This is a genomic window from Pseudomonas fluorescens (genome assembly GCF_002022275.1).
Taxonomy (GTDB): domain Bacteria; phylum Pseudomonadota; class Gammaproteobacteria; order Pseudomonadales; family Pseudomonadaceae; genus Aquipseudomonas; species Aquipseudomonas fluorescens_AJ.
In genome coordinates this window covers 93,817-111,118 of sequence record NZ_MSDF01000062.1, presented here as the reverse complement: position 1 = coordinate 111,118, position 17,302 = coordinate 93,817, and the positions used below count along the sequence as shown (strand labels likewise).

15 protein-coding genes and 4 tRNA genes are annotated in these 17,302 nt (G+C 57.3%); 13 read left to right on the top strand and 6 right to left on the bottom strand.

What is annotated here, in order from left to right; genetic code table 11:
- Positions 1-155 precede the first annotated feature (155 nt).
- Positions 156-1,010, bottom strand: coding sequence for a bifunctional methylenetetrahydrofolate dehydrogenase/methenyltetrahydrofolate cyclohydrolase FolD (folD, locus tag BFW87_RS30745; protein ID WP_078743462.1), 855 nt, complete (start codon positions 1,008-1,010; stop codon positions 156-158).
- Positions 1,011-1,286: 276 nt separating this feature from the next.
- Here folD and BFW87_RS30740 point away from each other — a divergent pair.
- The 5 genes from BFW87_RS30740 (at position 1,287) to BFW87_RS30720 (ending at position 2,527) form a co-directional block, all read left to right on the top strand.
- Positions 1,287-1,363, top strand: a tRNA-Arg gene (locus BFW87_RS30740).
- Between the two features lie 32 nt (positions 1,364-1,395).
- Positions 1,396-1,471, top strand: a tRNA-His gene (locus BFW87_RS30735).
- A 57-nt stretch (positions 1,472-1,528) separates the two neighbouring features.
- Positions 1,529-1,613 (top strand) — tRNA-Leu (locus tag BFW87_RS30730).
- 76 nt (positions 1,614-1,689) lie between these two features.
- Positions 1,690-1,765 (top strand) — tRNA-His (locus tag BFW87_RS30725).
- A 135-nt stretch (positions 1,766-1,900) separates the two neighbouring features.
- The gene (locus BFW87_RS30720) at positions 1,901-2,527 is read left to right on the top strand and encodes an RNA polymerase sigma factor (protein WP_254865978.1); all 627 of its coding nucleotides are present in this window, start codon (positions 1,901-1,903) and stop codon (positions 2,525-2,527) included.
- On the opposite strand, the gene BFW87_RS31905 is transcribed toward BFW87_RS30720, so the two are convergent.
- Positions 2,521-2,781 (bottom strand): hypothetical protein, encoded by a 261-nt coding sequence (locus BFW87_RS31905; protein ID WP_139372535.1) that lies wholly within the window; start codon positions 2,779-2,781, stop codon positions 2,521-2,523. The two genes, BFW87_RS30720 and BFW87_RS31905, sit on opposite strands and share 7 nt — an antisense overlap.
- A gap of 231 nt (positions 2,782-3,012) precedes the next feature.
- Here BFW87_RS31905 and tig point away from each other — a divergent pair, with 231 nt between their 5' ends.
- The 3 genes from tig (at position 3,013) to clpX (ending at position 6,454) form a co-directional block, all read left to right on the top strand.
- On the top strand, positions 3,013-4,323 hold the full coding sequence (gene tig / locus BFW87_RS30715; protein WP_078743460.1) for a trigger factor: 1,311 nt from the start codon (positions 3,013-3,015) through the stop codon (positions 4,321-4,323).
- 91 nt (positions 4,324-4,414) lie between these two features.
- Positions 4,415-5,050 carry an ATP-dependent Clp endopeptidase proteolytic subunit ClpP gene (gene clpP / locus BFW87_RS30710; protein WP_005789297.1) on the top strand — a complete coding sequence of 212 codons (636 nt, stop codon included), beginning with the start codon at positions 4,415-4,417 and terminating at the stop codon, positions 5,048-5,050.
- Between the two features lie 111 nt (positions 5,051-5,161).
- Positions 5,162-6,454, top strand: coding sequence for an ATP-dependent Clp protease ATP-binding subunit ClpX (gene clpX, locus BFW87_RS30705; protein ID WP_078743459.1), 1,293 nt, complete (start codon positions 5,162-5,164; stop codon positions 6,452-6,454).
- 142 nt (positions 6,455-6,596) lie between these two features.
- Here the strand turns inward: clpX and BFW87_RS30700 are convergent, their stop codons facing one another.
- Together BFW87_RS30700 and BFW87_RS30695 are read right to left on the bottom strand one after the other, a co-directional pair.
- Positions 6,597-7,100, bottom strand: coding sequence for an AidA/PixA family protein (locus BFW87_RS30700; RefSeq protein WP_078743458.1), 504 nt, complete (start codon positions 7,098-7,100; stop codon positions 6,597-6,599).
- Between the two features lie 119 nt (positions 7,101-7,219).
- Complete coding sequence (locus tag BFW87_RS30695; RefSeq protein ID WP_078743457.1) at positions 7,220-7,723, bottom strand: inclusion body family protein; 504 nt, start codon at positions 7,721-7,723, stop codon at positions 7,220-7,222.
- A 536-nt stretch (positions 7,724-8,259) separates the two neighbouring features.
- Here BFW87_RS30695 and lon point away from each other — a divergent pair.
- From lon to BFW87_RS30675, 4 genes are all read left to right on the top strand, one after another.
- Positions 8,260-10,656, top strand: coding sequence for an endopeptidase La (gene lon / locus BFW87_RS30690; RefSeq protein ID WP_078743456.1), 2,397 nt, complete (start codon positions 8,260-8,262; stop codon positions 10,654-10,656).
- A 148-nt stretch (positions 10,657-10,804) separates the two neighbouring features.
- Complete coding sequence (locus BFW87_RS30685; protein ID WP_003174819.1) at positions 10,805-11,077, top strand: HU family DNA-binding protein; 273 nt, start codon at positions 10,805-10,807, stop codon at positions 11,075-11,077.
- Positions 11,078-11,308: 231 nt separating this feature from the next.
- Positions 11,309-13,183: a SurA N-terminal domain-containing protein gene (locus tag BFW87_RS30680; protein WP_078743455.1), complete on the top strand. Its 1,875-nt coding sequence runs from the start codon at positions 11,309-11,311 to the stop codon at positions 13,181-13,183.
- A 112-nt stretch (positions 13,184-13,295) separates the two neighbouring features.
- Positions 13,296-13,808 carry a GNAT family N-acetyltransferase gene (locus tag BFW87_RS30675; protein WP_078743454.1) on the top strand — a complete coding sequence of 171 codons (513 nt, stop codon included), beginning with the start codon at positions 13,296-13,298 and terminating at the stop codon, positions 13,806-13,808.
- 50 nt (positions 13,809-13,858) lie between these two features.
- Here BFW87_RS30675 and BFW87_RS30670 read toward each other — a convergent pair whose 3' ends face one another.
- Positions 13,859-14,899: a methyltransferase gene (locus BFW87_RS30670; protein WP_078743453.1), complete on the bottom strand. Its 1,041-nt coding sequence runs from the start codon at positions 14,897-14,899 to the stop codon at positions 13,859-13,861.
- Positions 14,900-15,191: 292 nt separating this feature from the next.
- Here BFW87_RS30670 and BFW87_RS30665 point away from each other — a divergent pair, with 292 nt between their 5' ends.
- On the top strand, positions 15,192-16,013 hold the full coding sequence (locus tag BFW87_RS30665; protein WP_078743452.1) for a DUF2242 domain-containing protein: 822 nt from the start codon (positions 15,192-15,194) through the stop codon (positions 16,011-16,013).
- A gap of 253 nt (positions 16,014-16,266) precedes the next feature.
- On the opposite strand, the gene BFW87_RS30660 is transcribed toward BFW87_RS30665, so the two are convergent.
- Positions 16,267-17,301: an AraC family transcriptional regulator gene (locus BFW87_RS30660; protein ID WP_078743451.1), complete on the bottom strand. Its 1,035-nt coding sequence runs from the start codon at positions 17,299-17,301 to the stop codon at positions 16,267-16,269.
- Position 17,302: the final 1 nt, after the last annotated feature.

Below are 17,302 nucleotides of genomic sequence, written 5' to 3'. Positions count from 1 at the left end.
AAAAATTACGTTACATTCTAGAAGTATGGATCAGAAACTGTCGAATGTTCTTCTAGAACCCGATGAAAGTACTTAAAAACTAAGAAAAAACAGGTTTTTCTTCGGGCAATAAAAAGCCCTGCGATAAGGCAGGGCTTTTTCATTACGGCTGGTTATTAGCTGTGCAGGGTCTCTGCTGCATACAGCGTATTTTCCAATAGGCAGGCGCGAGTCATCGGGCCAACGCCGCCTGGTACCGGCGTGATCCAGCCGGCGCGGGGCAGGGCGGTTTCGTACACTACGTCGCCGACCAGTTTGCCGTCTTCCTGGCGGTTGATGCCCACGTCGATAACGATGGCACCTTCCTTGATCCACTCACCTTTGACCAGGCCAGGCTTGCCGGCGGCAACCACCACCAGATCAGCGCGGCCGACGTGACCGGCGAGGTCTTTGGTGAAGCGGTGGGTGACGGTCACGGTGCAGCCGGCCAGCAGCAGTTCCATGGCCATTGGCCGGCCGACGATGTTGGAGGCGCCCACGACCACGGCGTCGAGGCCGTACAGATCGACGCCAGTGCTTTCCAGCAGGGTCATGATGCCTTTCGGCGTGCACGGGCGCAGCAGCGGGATACGCTGGGCCAGGCGGCCGACGTTATAAGGGTGGAAACCGTCGACGTCTTTGTCCGGGCGGATGCGCTCCAGCAGTTTGGAGGCGTCCAGGTGCTCCGGCAGCGGCAGTTGCAGCAGAATGCCGTCGATGTTCGGGTCATCGTTGAGGCCGTCGATCAGGTCGGTAAGGGCCTGCTGGGTGGTCTCGGAAGGCAAGTCGTAGGCTTTGGAGATAAAGCCGACCTCTTCACAGTCTTTACGCTTGTGCGAGACATAAACCTGAGAGGCAGGATCGCTGCCGACCAGGATCACCGCGAGGCCAGGCGTGCGCAGGCCTTGCAGGCGGCGCTCGGTGACTCGTTTGGCGATCTGCTGGCGCAGGCTGGCGGCGATTGATTTGCCGTCGATAAGTTGTGCAGTCATTACGCGTGATTAACCATCGAGAGGGGGAAGAAAAGTGCGCGCATTCTCGCATGCCAAGGCGTGAGGGCAAAGGCGCTTGGTCTGCAAATTGCCCTAACCCCTTAAATAAAATGAATTTTTTTCAAAAAAGATTTGACGGGTTTCGGGGGCATCTATACTATTCGTCGCACTTGTCGGGCACAGCCTAGCACTGGTTAAGAAGGTCAAGCACAATTGTTGTCGTGCAAGGCTGGAAAGCACTTAGTTTGTAATCCTCCAAGAGTACAGATTAATAAGGCGCCCGTAGCTCAGCTGGATAGAGCATCCGCCTTCTAAGCGGATGGTCGCAGGTTCGAGTCCTGCCGGGTGCGCCATTAGGCAGCTTTGGCACAAGTAGCGTTAGATGGTGGGCGTAGCTCAGTTGGTAGAGCACGGGATTGTGACTCCCGTTGTCGAGGGTTCGATCCCCTTCGTCCACCCCATATTTTGAAAAGGCGCCAGATTAATTGTCTGGCGCCTTTGCTTTAAGAGCTTCAAGCGCGGATGTGGTGGAATTGGTAGACACACTGGATTTAGGTTCCAGCGCCGCGAGGCGTAAGAGTTCGAGTCTCTTCATCCGCACCAATCAAGCGTCACTCGGCCCTCGGGCAGGGTGAGGCCAGACAAGGAAGATGTTCGAGTTCCTTGTTGACGCAAGATGGTGGGCGTAGCTCAGTTGGTAGAGCACGGGATTGTGACTCCCGTTGTCGAGGGTTCGATCCCCTTCGTCCACCCCATATTCAGAAAAGCGCCAGATCAATGATCTGGCGCTTTTTTTTGCATCCGAAAAATACACTGCCGCGTATGTACTGACGAGGATGGCCTCGGACGGACCTGGATCCTCATCGGGCGTTTCCGTCGAGGGCAGTGAAATGTTGGCACGACAACAGGGTGAAAGTCGGGAGTTGATCGGCGCTGACGCGCATTTGTTGGGTCGGCTCATGAAAGGGGATCAGGCTGCCTACAGCGAGATGGTCAACGGGTATCAGGGTGCGATGCGGGCGGTGGCGTCGGCGATAGCGGGTCATCGGCATGTCGATGACGTGGTGCAGGATGCCTGGTTGGCCGTCGTGCGGGGGCTGAACGGTTTTCAGGGTCGGTCCAGTCTCAAGACGTGGGTGTTGACGATTACCGCTAATAAGGCGAAAGGCCGCTATGGGCGCAGTCGTCGCGACCTGATGTTTGAAGGTGGGTTAGTTGATGATTGCTTTTGTGCGGTCACAGGGCAGTGGGTATCGCCGCCCTCGGGCTGGCACGAAGACACGCCGGAAGCGCTGCTGAATGAGCATGAGTTGCGCGAATGCATTGAGCGCGCGCTGGAAGAACTCTCGGAACTGCAAAGTGGCGCGCTGGTGCTGCACGAGCGCGTGGGGCTGGAGTTGGAGGAGGTCGCCCAGTTGCTCGGCGTTAGCCTGTGCAATGCGCGCGTGCTGGTGCACAGGGCGCGAATTCGGGTATTTGCCGCCATAGACAAGTATCAAGCGTGCGGCAGTTATTGACGCCAAGAAAAAACAAGCATTCTCAATGCCTTGGCGTTAGAATCGTTGCCGGTTTTGAGCGTGTGGAACTGATCCGAAGCGATATCCGGGTCGGTGCAGCTATTTAATAGCGAATTACGGCGCAGTACCTGAACAAGGGCTGTGCCGTTTTTGTTTAAGCGTTTTGAGATTTCAGGGCAGGGCGTTTCATCGTATTTGTGTTTCTCGATGCTGCCGCCGTGACCTCCGACCTTGTTCGCAAGGTCGGTAGCCAAGCGCGTGTATCAGGCTCTTCTATATATAGAAGGGTTGATGCAGAGCCTTGGCGTGATGAGCTGTATTTGCTAACGGGATGAGGTGCATGCGTGCACTTGAACCTATAAATGGCCTGCTGTTTTTCTACCGTTTTCAGTAGGGTGACTTCTTGAGTTTGACCCACTAGAATGCATGCCCTTGATTCTGGGGTCGGAAACGGCCGGCTAACGTCTGTGCAACGAGGAATATTCATGCAAGTTTCTGTTGAAAATACTACTGCTATCGAGCGCCGCCTGAGCATCACCGTGCCGGCAGAGCGTATTGAGACTGCGGTCAACAAGCGTCTGCAGCAGACTGCCCAAAAGGCCAAGATCGCTGGTTTCCGTCCAGGCAAAGTGCCGATGAGCGAAATCAAGCGTCGTTTTGGCGCTGACGCGCGTCAGGACGCTGTGGGTGACGTGATCCAGGCTTCCTTCTACGAAGCTGTTGAAGCACAAAACCTGAAGCCTGCCGGTCAGCCTTCGATCGAGCCGAAGTCCCTGGAAGCTGGCAAGGACCTGGAATACGTCGCTACTTTCGAAGTGTTCCCTGAGTTCACCGTTGCCGGTTTCGAGTCCATCGCCGTTGAGCGCCTGAGTGCCGACGTGGCGGATAGCGACCTGGACAACATGCTGGAAATCCTGCGCAAGCAGAACACCCGTTTTGAAGTGGCCGATCGCGCTGCCCAGAACGAAGACCAGCTGAACATCGATTTCGTTGGCAAGGTTGACGGCGAAGTCTTCGCTGGCGGCTCCGCCAAGGGCACTCAGCTGGTGCTGGGTTCCAACCGCATGATCCCGGGTTTCGAAGACGGCCTGGTTGGCGCCAAAGCCGGCGAAGAGCGCGTGCTGAGCCTGACGTTCCCTGCTGACTACCAGAACCTGGACTTGGCTGGCAAAGCCGCCGAGTTCACCGTGACCGTCAACAGCGTTTCCGAGCCTAAACTGCCAGAGCTGAACGAAGAGTTCTTCAATCAGTTCGGCATCAAGGAAACCGGCATTGAAGGCTTCCGCACCGAAGTTCGCAAGAACATGGAGCGTGAGCTGCGCCAGGCCATCAAATCCAAGGTCAAGAACCAGGTTATGGACGGTCTGCTGGCCGCCAACCCGATCGAAGTGCCTAAGGCTCTGCTGTCCAACGAAGTGGATCGTCTGCGCGTTCAAGCGGTTCAGCAGTTCGGTGGCAACATCAAGCCTGACCAACTGCCGGCCGAGCTGTTCGAAGAACAAGCCAAGCGCCGCGTTGTGCTGGGTCTGGTCGTGGCTGAAGTGGTTGAGCAGTTCAGCCTCAAGCCGGACGAAGATCGCGTTCGTGAAATGATCCAGGAAATGGCTTCGGCCTACCAGGAGCCTGAGCAGGTTGTGTCTTGGTACTACAAGAACGACCAACAGCTGAACGAAGTACGTTCGGTTGTGCTGGAAGAACAAGTTGTGGATACTGTTCTGCAGAAGGCTAAGGTGACCGACAAAGCGGTCTCTTACGAAGAAGCAGTCAAGCCGGCGGAAGCAGCACAAGCCGACTGATTGTCCAACTCGTTGGAAATTCAACCATAAGCCAGCCTCGCGCTGGCTTATGCGTTTTCAAGACATGACTATTTGGGAGTAACTGCAGAGCATGTTCCGTAATTCCTATATTCAGCAGAACTCTGATATCCAGGCCGCTGGCGGCCTGGTCCCGATGGTTGTCGAGCAATCTGCTCGTGGCGAACGCGCCTATGACATCTACTCGCGCCTGCTCAAGGAACGAGTCATCTTTCTGGTTGGCCCGGTAGAGGACTACATGGCCAACCTGATCTGCGCGCAGCTGCTGTTCCTTGAAGCGGAAAACCCGGACAAGGACATCCATCTTTACATTAACTCCCCGGGCGGTTCGGTAACGGCTGGCATGTCGATTTACGACACCATGCAGTTCATCAAGCCGAACGTATCGACCACGTGCATCGGTCAGGCGTGCAGCATGGGCGCTTTCCTGTTGACGGCCGGTGCTGAGGGCAAGCGTTTCTGCCTGCCTAACTCGCGCGTGATGATTCACCAGCCACTGGGCGGTTTCCAGGGGCAGGCGTCAGACATCGAGATTCACGCCAAGGAAATCCTGTTTATTCGCGAACGCCTCAATACCTTGATGGCCAAGCACAGCGGGCACACCCTGGAAGAAATCGAGCGCGACACCAACCGTGACAACTTCATGAGCGCAGAAGCGGCACGTGAATACGGGTTGATCGACGCTGTGATCGAAAAGCGCCCCGCTTAATTAAGCTGCTCAAAATAAGGCTGGTCGGCGTGTCCGACCACCGGCGGGCTTGAAAAAGCCCGCATAAGCCTTCATCTTGTGTTGCAAGCCTATCGGATTTGGATCGAACGAATGACTGACACCCGCAACGGCGAGGACAACGGCAAGCTGCTCTATTGCTCCTTCTGCGGCAAAAGCCAGCATGAAGTACGCAAATTGATTGCCGGTCCCTCGGTGTTTATCTGCGACGAGTGCGTCGACCTGTGCAATGACATCATCCGCGAGGAGGTGCAGGAAGCCCAGGCCGAGAGCAGCGCGCATAAATTGCCTTCGCCTAAAGAAATCAGCGGCATCCTTGATCAGTATGTGATTGGTCAAGAGCGTGCAAAGAAGGTTCTGGCCGTAGCGGTGTACAACCACTACAAGCGTCTGAACCAGCGTGACAAGAAAGGCGACGAAGTCGAACTCGGCAAGAGCAACATCTTGCTGATCGGCCCTACTGGCTCGGGTAAAACCTTGCTGGCAGAAACCCTCGCTCGCCTGCTGAACGTTCCGTTCACTATCGCCGACGCTACCACCCTCACTGAGGCGGGTTACGTGGGTGAAGACGTCGAGAACATCATTCAGAAGCTGCTGCAAAAATGCGACTACGACGTAGAGAAGGCCCAGATGGGTATCGTCTACATCGACGAAATCGACAAGATTTCGCGCAAGTCCGACAACCCGTCGATCACCCGGGACGTTTCCGGTGAAGGCGTGCAGCAAGCCCTGTTGAAACTGATCGAAGGCACGGTTGCTTCCGTACCGCCTCAAGGTGGCCGCAAGCACCCGCAGCAGGAATTCCTTCAGGTTGATACGCGCAACATCCTGTTCATCTGTGGCGGTGCGTTCTCCGGCCTGGAAAAAGTTATTCAGCAGCGTTCCACCCGCGGCGGCATCGGTTTCGGTGCAGAAGTACGCAGCAAGGAAGAAGGCAAGAAGGTGGGCGAGTCCCTGCGTGAAGTCGAGCCTGACGATCTGGTCAAGTTCGGTCTGATCCCGGAATTCGTTGGTCGTCTGCCGGTCCTGGCTACGTTGGACGAGCTGGATGAGGCTGCTCTGATTCAGATCCTCACCGAGCCGAAAAACGCCCTGACCAAGCAATACGCCAAGCTGTTCGAGATGGAAGGTGTTGACCTGGAATTCCGTACCGACGCACTCAAATCGGTGGCCAAACGGGCACTGGAGCGCAAAACCGGTGCGCGTGGTCTGCGCTCGATCCTCGAAGGCGTGTTGCTCGACACCATGTACGAAATCCCCTCGCAGTCCGAGGTGAGTAAAGTGGTGATCGACGAAAGCGTGATCGAAGGCAAGTCCAAGCCACTGTATATCTATGAAAACAGTGAGCCGGCTGCCAAAGCAGCGAAGGCTGCGCCAGACGCGTAAGCGTTTTGCAGTTGTAGTACTAGCGACGAGCCTTCAGGGGCTAATGCCAGTCAGTTAATCTGACTGGCATTTTTATTTGTGGTGGGATACATCCGGAGTTTCAATCGGATGGTCCGAGGATGCGCCAGTGAAGGCACCTGAATCATTCAGTTCGAACCTCAATTCCCCAACTGAAATACCCCACCGCCTCGCACTGAGTGTTCACCAACATAAAACTTAGCTCGCATTGCTCTTTGCCCTGACCGGTCGGCTGGAATAACCAGAAATGGTCGGGAGCCTGCAGGAGGATGGGCTGGGTCAGGTTTTCAGTATCGATGGCGGGCACGGGCTGGTCGGATTTCACCGTCAGCTCAGGCGCAGGCAGCACACCGGTATCGCTGCTCGTGAACGAATACACCACAATGCTGTGTTCAGCCCGAAGGGCGATGGTGCGGGTGCGCAAGCAAAGAGGTTGCCCAAGGCTCACCTGGAGAACATGGTTATCGGTCTTCGCAGCGGGAAAATGGGCACCATCCAAAATAAAGGCCAGGCCTTTATCGATGCGCGTAGGCTTGTCGGGGTCCTGGCTGGGCTGCGGATAACGCGAGAGCAGCGTCTCGGCGTCGACAATGAGTAAAGCATGAGCAGTCGCTGTTTCGCTGGACATCACGGCCTCCTTTCATGATGTTGACCTTGGCCGCCACCACCCCTGCGAGAGTGATGCATCCTGTTCAGTCGCAGCGGCGCAAGGTCAGTTGGCCCCTCGTCAATAAGGGGCCGATTGCATCAGTTGTGGATGGAAATGAACGGGTCCCACGTACAGCAGCCGACAATTTTGCAATTGCGGTCGACGATCAGGAATTGGAAGTGGTAGGTCACGCGACCACACTCCAGGGTTTCCGAGGACCAGTAATGATTGTCGACTTTCTGGCAACTGGGCACAGATGGGTTACTGGTGTTGGGTACGGCAACGCACGCAACCGCTTTGCGCGGTGAAGGCGTGGAGATGAGTTCCGCGCCGGCATTGCCGACGAACTTGTAGAAGATCACCGCCGTTTCGAAGCTTTGCGACAGGCTGGTTTCGCGCCAGCGGATCAAATCACCCACCTGCGCCTTCAGGTCGAGTTCGCCACCGGCCTGACCCTGGATCACGTTGTCCTGGTTGGTAATCATGTAGACGTGGTTGACGTCAATGAACGTTGGGTTGTTGGGGTCCTTGCTGATGTTCGGGTATTTTTTCAAGATGGTTTCAGTGTCGATTGAAACTAGTACATCCGTGACTCTAGACATTATGAATCTCCTTTTTTCATAGTGAATTCCCTGACATTTGCCAGGCAATAACAACGTCTTGCCGCTATGCGACCTACGTGCTCACTATTGGAGGAATCCACGTGTCAAGGATACGAGCTGACCTAGCTCCATTCTTATCTGACGGCTCGGGTTCCTTCCCGCAGGTCGCAGATGGACTATAGATGGTGAAGTTGACCTGTCAAAAATACGTGGAGCAATGCTGACCTGATCAGCAAGGTTCGACTGGGTGTCGCCAAGGTTTGAAGTTTTCGCCAAGAGGCACGCACGGTGTTGAAAAAGCTTGCGCCAGCAGGCAGTTATCGGACTGTGTTTTCAGTTGGCCAATGTTCAGGCGCGACGGCCTGACCGATCGTCATTCGCCGTGAAGAGGCTTGTTTTTTGAAGCGTTTTTTGGGGGCGGTCTTTAATATTGCGTTTATTCATGCGTTTAACTGCTGGCATTGAGCTTGTTTTTTTTGCATGCAGCCCCCATCTTGGTTTCAAGCTAATTTTTCAACTGTCATAGAGGCGAAATCATGAAGACAACCATTGAATTGCCTCTCCTGCCGTTGCGTGATGTCGTCGTCTATCCGCACATGGTTATCCCGCTGTTCGTGGGGCGCGAGAAGTCTATCGAAGCCCTCGAGGCCGCGATGACGGGCGACAAGCAAATCCTGCTGTTGGCCCAGAAGAACCCTGCTGATGATGATCCAGGCGAAGACGCTCTGTATCGAGTCGGCACGATTGCCACCGTTCTGCAATTGCTCAAACTGCCGGATGGCACCGTCAAGGTGCTGGTGGAAGGTGAGCAGCGCGGTGCGGTTGAGCGTTTCATGGAGGTGGACGGCCACCTGCGCGCCGAAGTGGCGCTGATCGACGAAGTCGAAGCCCCTGAGCGCGAGTCCGAAGTATTTGTACGCAGCCTGCTCTCGCAATTCGAGCAGTATGTGCAGTTGGGCAAGAAAGTCCCGGCTGAAGTCCTGTCCTCCCTCAACAGCATTGATGAGCCAAGCCGCCTGGTCGACACCATGGCCGCGCACATGGCGCTGAAGATCGAGCAGAAGCAGGACATCCTCGAAATCATCGACCTGTCCGCCCGTGTCGAGCACGTGCTGGCTTTGCTGGATGGCGAAATTGACCTGCTGCAGGTTGAGAAGCGCATCCGTGGTCGCGTGAAGAAACAAATGGAGCGCAGCCAGCGCGAGTACTACCTGAATGAGCAGATGAAGGCTATTCAGAAAGAACTCGGCGACGGTGATGAAGGCCACAACGAAATCGAGGAGCTGAAAAAGCGCATCGATGCTGCCGGCCTGCCAAAAGACGCGCTGACCAAAGCGACCGCCGAGCTGAACAAGCTCAAGCAAATGTCGCCGATGTCGGCCGAAGCCACTGTGGTTCGTTCCTATATCGACTGGCTGGTGCAAGTGCCGTGGAAGGCCCAGACCAAGGTGCGTCTGGACCTCGCGCGTGCTGAAGATATTCTCGATGCCGACCACTACGGCCTTGAAGAAGTCAAAGAACGCATCCTCGAATACCTCGCCGTACAAAAGCGCGTGAAGAAAATTCGTGGTCCGGTGTTGTGCCTGGTCGGCCCTCCGGGTGTGGGTAAAACCTCCCTCGCAGAGTCGATTGCCAATGCGACCAACCGTAAATTCGTACGTATGGCCCTTGGCGGCGTGCGTGATGAAGCGGAAATTCGTGGTCATCGCCGTACTTACATCGGTTCGATGCCAGGAAGATTGATTCAAAAGATGACAAAAGTGGGCGTGCGCAACCCGCTGTTCCTGCTTGATGAAATCGACAAAATGGGCAGCGACATGCGTGGCGATCCTGCCTCGGCATTGCTCGAAGTGCTCGACCCCGAGCAGAACCACAATTTCAACGACCATTACCTGGAAGTCGACTACGACCTGTCCGACGTAATGTTCCTGTGCACCTCCAACTCCATGAACATCCCGCCGGCGTTGCTCGATCGGATGGAAGTGATTCGTCTGCCGGGTTACACCGAAGACGAGAAGATCAACATCGCCGTCAAATACCTCGCGCCCAAGCAAATTTCGGCCAACGGCCTGAAGAAGGGCGAGATCGAATTTGAGGTCGAGACGATCCGCGACATCGTGCGTTACTACACCCGCGAGGCCGGTGTACGGGGCCTTGAGCGCCAGATCGCGAAGATCTGCCGTAAGGCAGTCAAAGAGCATGCGCTGGAAAAACGCTTCTCGGTGAAGGTCACGGCCGACTCACTGGAACACTTCCTGGGCGTGCGTAAATTCAGCTACGGCCTGGCCGAGCAGCAGGATCAGGTAGGGCAGGTGACGGGCCTGGCGTGGACTCAAGTGGGCGGTGAATTGCTGACCATCGAAGCCGCTGTGATCCCTGGCAAAGGCCAGTTGATCAAGACCGGTTCCCTGGGTGACGTGATGGTCGAATCGATCACCGCCGCGCAGACCGTGGTGCGCAGCCGCGCCAAGAGCCTGGGGATCCCCCTGGACTTCCACGAGAAGCACGACACCCACATCCACATGCCGGAAGGGGCGACCCCGAAAGACGGCCCTAGCGCCGGTGTAGGCATGTGCACGGCCCTGGTGTCGGCATTGACCGGCATTCCTGTACGCGCCGATGTCGCCATGACCGGGGAAATTACCCTGCGTGGTCAGGTATTGGCCATCGGTGGTCTGAAAGAGAAATTGCTTGCTGCACACCGGGGTGGTATCAAGACCGTGATCATTCCTGAAGAGAATGTTCGCGACTTGAAGGAAATTCCGGACAACATCAAACAGGATCTTCAGATTAAACCGGTTAAATGGATTGACGAGGTCCTGCAAATTGCGCTGCAATACGCGCCGGAGCCCTTGCCGGATGTGGCTCCGGAGATTGTCGCGAAGGACGAAAAACGCGAGTCTGATTCCAAGGAAAGAATTAGCACGCATTAATGCGATTAAGCCTGGGGGCTTCCTTGACAGCTTTTTAGAGCCCTTGTTATAAAGCGGCTCTTAAGTGTCTGTAGGCCATTCAGCACTGGTTTTTGCTTTCACCAAAAAACTTAGAATCATACTCAATAGATATATAAGGGGACTTAGAGTGAACAAGTCGGAACTGATTGATGCTATCGCCGCATCCGCTGATATCCCGAAAGCTGCTGCTGGCCGTGCGCTGGACGCAGTAATCGAATCCGTCACTGGCGCTCTGAAGGCCGGCGACTCTGTAGTACTGGTAGGCTTCGGTACGTTCTCTGTGACCGACCGCCCAGCTCGCACTGGCCGTAACCCACAGACTGGCAAAGCACTGCAAATCGCTGCTGCCAAGAAACCAGGTTTCAAAGCCGGTAAAGCCCTGAAAGAAGCCGTTAACTAAGCTTCGTTCAAGCCTTGCCTACCCGGGTCAGACGCAGGTCTGGCCTGGCAGCGGAGCGGCAGCTGACCCTTGTATCCATCGGGTCGCCACGCCGGGGGTGTTGGGTTCAAACCCCCGTCCGCTCCGCCAGTTACGAGAAGGCGCATCCTCGGATGCGCCTTTCTTCTATCCGGACTCTACCCACGCTCCACGGTTGCCAATTTTTGAAGTTCAACCGTTTCTGGGGGACGCATGCTGCAAAATATCAGGGACAATTCACAAGGCTGGATTGCCAAGACCATTATCGGGATCATCGTCGCATTGATGGCGTTCACCGGTATCGAGGCCATTTTTCAGGCTTCGACCAACAACAAGCAGGACGTGGCCAAGGTCAACGGTGAAGAAATCACCCAAACCGAACTGAGCCAGGCCGTCGACATGCAACGTCGCCAGTTGATGCAACAGCTGGGCAAGGATTTCGATCCTGCTCTGCTGGACGAAAAACTGCTGCGCGATGCGGCCCTCAAGGGCCTGATCGATCGCAAACTGTTGCTGCAAGGGGCTGCGGATTCCAAGTTCGGCTTCTCTGAAGCTGCGCTGGACCAAGTGATCCTGCAGACGCCGGAATTCCAGGTGGACGGCAAATTCAACGCCGAACGCTTTGACCAGGTGATCCGTCAACTGGGCTACAGCCGCATGCAGTTCCGTCAGATGATGACCCAGGAAATGCTGATCGGCCAGGTTCGCGCAGGCATCGCCGGCAGCGGTTTTGTGACCGACGCCGAGGTGCTGGCATTCGCCCGTCTGGAAAAACAGACCCGCGATTTCGCCACCGTAAACATCAAGGCTGACCCTGCGGCGGTGAAACTCACCGACGACGAGGTCAAGGCTTACTACGACCAGCACGCCAAAGAGTTCATGACCCCGGACCAGGTGGTCATCGACTATCTGGAACTGAAGAAGTCGTCTTTCTTCGACCAGGTCACCGTCAAGGACGAAGAGCTGCAGGCCGCTTATCAGAAAGAAACCGCCAACCTCGCTGAACAGCGTCGTGCCGCGCACATCCTGATTGAAGTCAACGACAAGACAACCGACGCGCAAGCCAAGGCCAAAATCGAAGACATCCAGGCGCGCCTGGCCAAGGGCGAGAAGTTCGAAGCCCTGGCCAAGGAGTTCTCGCAGGATCCGGGTTCGGCCAACAATGGCGGTGACCTTGGTTTTGCAGGCCCTGGCGTCTACGACCCGGACTTCGAAACAGCCTTGTATGCGTTGAACAAGGACCAGGTGTCGGCACCGGTGCGTACCACGTTCGGTTGGCACCTGATCAAGCTGCTGGGCGTTGAAGCACCCCAAGTGCCAACGTTTGCCAGCCTGAAAGACAAGCTGACCCGTGAGCTCAAGACGCAACAGGTCGAGCAGCGTTTTGTCGAAGCCACCAAGCAATTGGAAGATGCGGCATTCGAAGCCTCTGACCTGGCTCAACCGGCGTCCGACCTGAAGCTGACCGTGCACACCTCTGCGCCGTTCGGCCGTGAAGGTGGCGAAGGTGTTGCGGCCAACCGTGCCGTGGTCACTGCTGCGTTCAGCCCGGAAGTGTTGGATGAGGGTGCCAACAGCAGTGCCATCGAACTCGACCCGGAAACCATCATTGTGCTGCGTGCCAAAGAGCATCTGAAGCCATCGCAACTGCCGCTGGAAAGCGTGTCGGCAGCGATCCGCACCCAGATGACCAAGGAACGCGCCAGTGCGGCGGCCAAGACTCACGCTGACGAGTTGATCGCCAGCCTGCGTGATGGCAAGACCCCGCTGACCCAGCCGATTGATGGTCAAGCCTGGAAAGTCACCGAAGCGGCTACCCGTAGCCAGGAAGCGATTGACCCGGCGGTGCTGCAAGCCCTGTTCCGCATGCCAAAGCCTGCGGCCAAGGACAAGCCGACCTTCACCACCGTGACCCTGGCTGACGGTAGCCTGGTGATCGTGCGCTTGAATGGCGTCAATGAAGCAGCTGCCCCTACGGACGAAGAAAAGGCGCAATACCGCCGTTTCCTCGCCTCCCGTATTGGCCAGCAAGACTTTGCTGCGTTCCGCAAGCAGCTGGAAGCCAAGGCTGACATCAAGAAGTTCTGATGCACGCCTGAATAGAAAGCCCTCGGCCTGAAAAGACCGGGGGCTTTTTTTTGTGTGCGCTAAAGTGATCGGCACTTTCAAAAAAGGAGTTTCAGGCGTGCAGGTTCAAGGAATGGATGACTGGGTTATTCGCCGCGCCAATGTGACGGATGCCCCCGCTGTGCTGCAGGTGTTCGACGAGGTTATCTCCTGGTTTGTGGAGATGGGTAACGACGGACAATGGGGCATTGAACCCTGGTCCACGTTGCCCAAGCGGGTCGCGCAGGTGTCTGAAGCCTGCGCGATGCCGGGTGCGTGGGTTGTGCAGGCGCCGGGTGGGCGTATCCGCGGCGCGCTCGTACTCGGCGACCCCATGGCCTATGTGCCCTCAGCAACCGAGCCGGAAGTGTATGTACGGCTGCTGATCGCCGCCCGGGATGAACGTGCACGTGGCGTTGGCCGGCGCCTGATGGCCTTTGCAGACGATCGCGCCCGGGCTGCAGGGGTGAAGCGCCTGCGAGTGGACTGCTACGGCGGCGGCACAGGGGCGCTGGTGCGTTTTTATGAGTCCTGCGGCTATGAACGACTCTCGACGTTTGACCTGCAGGGCTGGCCCGGGCAATTGCTGGGTCGCCGCCTGGTGTGAATAAAATGCCCTGGCCAGGAAGAAGCCGGGGCGTTTTGACGTGATGTTTGTTAAACCGCTACGGCTTCGATAATGGCAAAGGGCGAAGCCGTCGGGGTCACGCCTGTCACCTTGAAGCCGTGGGCTGCGAGCAGCGTGGTGTACTCCGGCAACGTTCGCTCCTTGCCGCCGAGCATCACCAGCATGTCGAGGTCCATCAACGGGTTGAAGCCGGGTTCGTTGATGTCGCCCAGCAGTTGCTCGACGATGATCAGGCGCCCCTTCGCGCGAATGCTGTTACGGCAGTTAGCCAGCAAGGACGCACAGGTTTGATCATCCCAGTCGTGCAGGATCAACTTGAGCAAATACAGGTCGCCGGCGGGCAGGGCGTCGGTCAGGAAGTCGCCACCGGTTACCGAGAAACGCGCCTCCAGGCCGTGTTCCCGGGCGGCGTCAATGGCGGTGGGCACCACGTGAGGCAGGTCGAACACCCTGCCTTGCAGGTCGCTGTTGGCCATCATCAACGCGTGAACCAACGTGCCATTGGCGCCGCCGATGTCGACAGCAAGGGTCGATTGGCCGGTCGCAATATGTTTCACCGCTTCGCCATTGAACACTTGGGAAACACTTTTCATGGTCAGGGCAAACGCTGCGGCTTCATCCGGGGTGTCCGCCAGGTGTTGCCACGCACTTTTGCCCAATGCGGCCACGGCCTGCGGCTCGCCGCTGCGCACGGCGTGTTCAAGGCGGCCCCAGGGCAGCCAATGGCCTTGGGCGGGAATGATCAAGGCGACACCACGCATGGAGTTGGGAGCGTCGGCATGCAGGACGTCAAGCAGCGGTGTTGAGCTGAAACCCGTCTTGGCGTCATAGCGGAGCAAACCGCTGCTGACACAGGCGCGCATCAACCGGAACGTGGCTTGTACATCCAGTGACTCTGCCTCGGCGATGCCTTCTGGCGTGCGCACGCCACGGGCAAAGTGCTCGGCAAACGAGAGTCGGGCGACGGTGTACACGACCTGGGACACATACCCCCCGAAAATCATCTGGAACATGGTTGTGTAGTCTTGTTGCGAGCCATACAAGCTCGGATTTTCGGTAGATGCAGTCATGAGTTCGCTCGTTGAAGGTGCGGTTGTTTGCTCTGTTCACTTTCAACGTCCCGTTGCGGTTATTTATTCCATGACATTTCAGCACTGGTGGCGAGCCCTCAGGGCGGTGGCGATGGCCATCAAACCGCCATGCAGCAGCCAAACTGCGGGTGTTTATCGAGCCTGTGAGCGCGAGGCTTTTTCCTGCAGCCCCCGTCTGATACGGCCGTGACGTTTTACCGACAGGAATGCGCGCGCCAAGGCCTCGTTCTGTTGCACAATACGCCCCGGACCGTTTTCCTCAGGATTTTCAATGTCGACATCATTTCACTTGCGTAGCCTCGGGTTGGCGCTGGTGCTGGCGGGCGCCGCGGGCTGCTCGTCACCCAAGACCGCTATTTATGAACATGAAAATTTCGACGATTCCGGCACGTTTTCCCGTGATTACCCCGTCAGCGACGTCGCTGCGTGCGAAGCCGCGCGGCGTGCGCTGCTGAGCCAGGGTTACATCATCACCAGCAGCGACCCGAAACTGGTCGTGGGTAACAAAAGCTTCCAGCAGACCGGCGAAACTCACCTGCAGATCAGCTTCAACGTGGTGTGTGCCGCTGACGGCAGTAAAGGTTCGAACCATTCGACGATGTTCGCCAACGCCTTGCAGGATCGCTACGCGCTGAAAAAGGTCAACAACTCCGCGAGCCTGGGTGTGGGCGTGCTGGGTTCGGTGTCGATGCCGATTGGCTCCACCGATGACTCGATGGTGAAAGTGGCGAGCGAGACCGTCTCGGCACCGAAGTTCTACGACCGTTACTTCGCGCTGGTGGATGTGTTCCTGCCGCAGGAAGTGAAAAAGGCCGAGCATATTCCCGAGAAGCCCAAGGCTGAATTGGGGGTGCCGGAACCCAAGGCCGAACCTGCTGTTGCACCGGTCGCTGCACCGGTTGCGCCTGCTGAGAAGGTCGAAGCGCCGAAAGAAGAAGCGCCTGCGCCTGCGGTTTCGCAACCGGTTGCGCTGCCGCCTGAGCCCGCTCCGATCGCCCCGACGCAAGCGCCCGTGACGGCCCCGGCGCCCACTGACCCTGCGTTACCCGCGCCGACCGAAGCAATCCCGCCCCTGCCGACTCCGGCGAATTAAGTATTGGGGGCTGCGGTATAAATCTCCGCAGCCCTGCTACGTTTTATCTGTGAGTGCAAGAACGTCATGACGCCGACATTTTTTCGTCATCACGGCACTTTAGGCTGAGTTTGCAGGTCATTTACTTGCAACTGCTTTTAACAGATAAGGAGTCCACCATGGACGATTACCAGGAAGAACTGCTGGAGTACCAGGCGTTTGAATTGGATCCGCTGGATCCGGCCGATGACGCCACCGAGCTGTAAGACCGACTTCAGGCGGAATGCCGCTGACTGCGGCGAAATTCCCCTGGGGTCTGGTTGTTCCACCGTCTGAACGCGCGTTGAAAGGCTTGAGCTGACGCAAAACCGAGCAAGTAGGCGATCTCGCCGAACGCCAGTTCAGTGTCGCGAATGTAGGTCATGGCCAAATCGCGGCGGGTATCGTTGAGAATTGCGCGAAACTGAGTGCCTTCGTCGGCCAGTTTGCGGCGCAGCGTCCAGGTTGGCAGCTTCAAGCGTGCCGCCACTTCTTCCAGGTCGGGTTCCCGGCCGCCATTGAGCATCGGCCCGAGCAACCGGGTAATGCGCTCGCGCAGGCTGCGAGTGCGGGTTAACTGCTCCAGCTCCCTTTCACATAGCTGCAACAACAAGTGCCAGGTGCTTGGGCAGTGCTGCGGGTTACGCAGGGCCAGCGTCGCCTGGTTGAGGCGCAGTTGGTTGGCGGCAGCGCCGAAGTGCACAGGGCTGTCGCCCAATACGCTGTAGTGTTCGCTGTACTCCGGCGCTTCAAATTCGATTTCGATGCGCTGGGCCTGCAGCGGTTGCTGGGCCAGGCTCGACAATTGGTGCAGCCAGCCGGCGATGATCGAGTCCACCACGAAACGGTTGTAGGCGTTGTACGGGCTGATGGAGTAGAAGCGCAGCCAGGCGCCTTCGGCGTCCTCATGGAAACTCGATTGCCCACGGTAGTTGGAGCCGTACAGCGCTTCAAAGCGCGTCAGCGTGCGTGCGGCTTCGCGCACGTTGGGCGCTTGCGCTGCGGTCACTCCGGCCAGCCCCGCTTGGCTCAAACGGCTCAATTGGCCCATGCGCAAACCCAGGCTCGGGTCGCCGGTCAACTGGATGGCGGCATGGCCAAGGCGCATATAGCGCGGGATCGACAAGCGTGCGCCCGCTTCGGCGAGGCGCGCCGGGTCCAGGCCGTATTGCAGCAGCAAGGGCTGCGGGTCCAGGCCGTGACTGTGAATGGCGTCGGCCAGGGCTTGCACGAAGCCTACCGACAAATCCCCCAGGCGCACCGGCTTCACG

Excerpts from the sequence above, each read along its gene's own strand:
- BFW87_RS30675 (WP_078743454.1), top strand. The coding sequence starts at position 13,296 with ATGGATGACTGGGTTATTCGCCGCGCCAATGTGACGGATGCCCCCGCT.
- clpP (WP_005789297.1), top strand. The coding sequence starts at position 4,415 with ATGTTCCGTAATTCCTATATTCAGCAGAACTCTGATATCCAGGCCGCT.
- BFW87_RS30665 (WP_078743452.1), top strand. The coding sequence starts at position 15,192 with ATGTCGACATCATTTCACTTGCGTAGCCTCGGGTTGGCGCTGGTGCTG.
- BFW87_RS30695 (WP_078743457.1), bottom strand. The coding sequence starts at position 7,723 with ATGTCTAGAGTCACGGATGTACTAGTTTCAATCGACACTGAAACCATC.
- folD (WP_078743462.1), bottom strand. The coding sequence starts at position 1,010 with ATGACTGCACAACTTATCGACGGCAAATCAATCGCCGCCAGCCTGCGC.
- BFW87_RS30670 (WP_078743453.1), bottom strand. The coding sequence starts at position 14,899 with ATGACTGCATCTACCGAAAATCCGAGCTTGTATGGCTCGCAACAAGAC.
- tig (WP_078743460.1), top strand. The coding sequence starts at position 3,013 with ATGCAAGTTTCTGTTGAAAATACTACTGCTATCGAGCGCCGCCTGAGC.
- clpX (WP_078743459.1), top strand. The coding sequence starts at position 5,162 with ATGACTGACACCCGCAACGGCGAGGACAACGGCAAGCTGCTCTATTGC.
- BFW87_RS30720 (WP_254865978.1), top strand. The coding sequence starts at position 1,901 with ATGTTGGCACGACAACAGGGTGAAAGTCGGGAGTTGATCGGCGCTGAC.
- BFW87_RS30700 (WP_078743458.1), bottom strand. The coding sequence starts at position 7,100 with ATGTCCAGCGAAACAGCGACTGCTCATGCTTTACTCATTGTCGACGCC.
- BFW87_RS30680 (WP_078743455.1), top strand. The coding sequence starts at position 11,309 with ATGCTGCAAAATATCAGGGACAATTCACAAGGCTGGATTGCCAAGACC.
- lon (WP_078743456.1), top strand. The coding sequence starts at position 8,260 with ATGAAGACAACCATTGAATTGCCTCTCCTGCCGTTGCGTGATGTCGTC.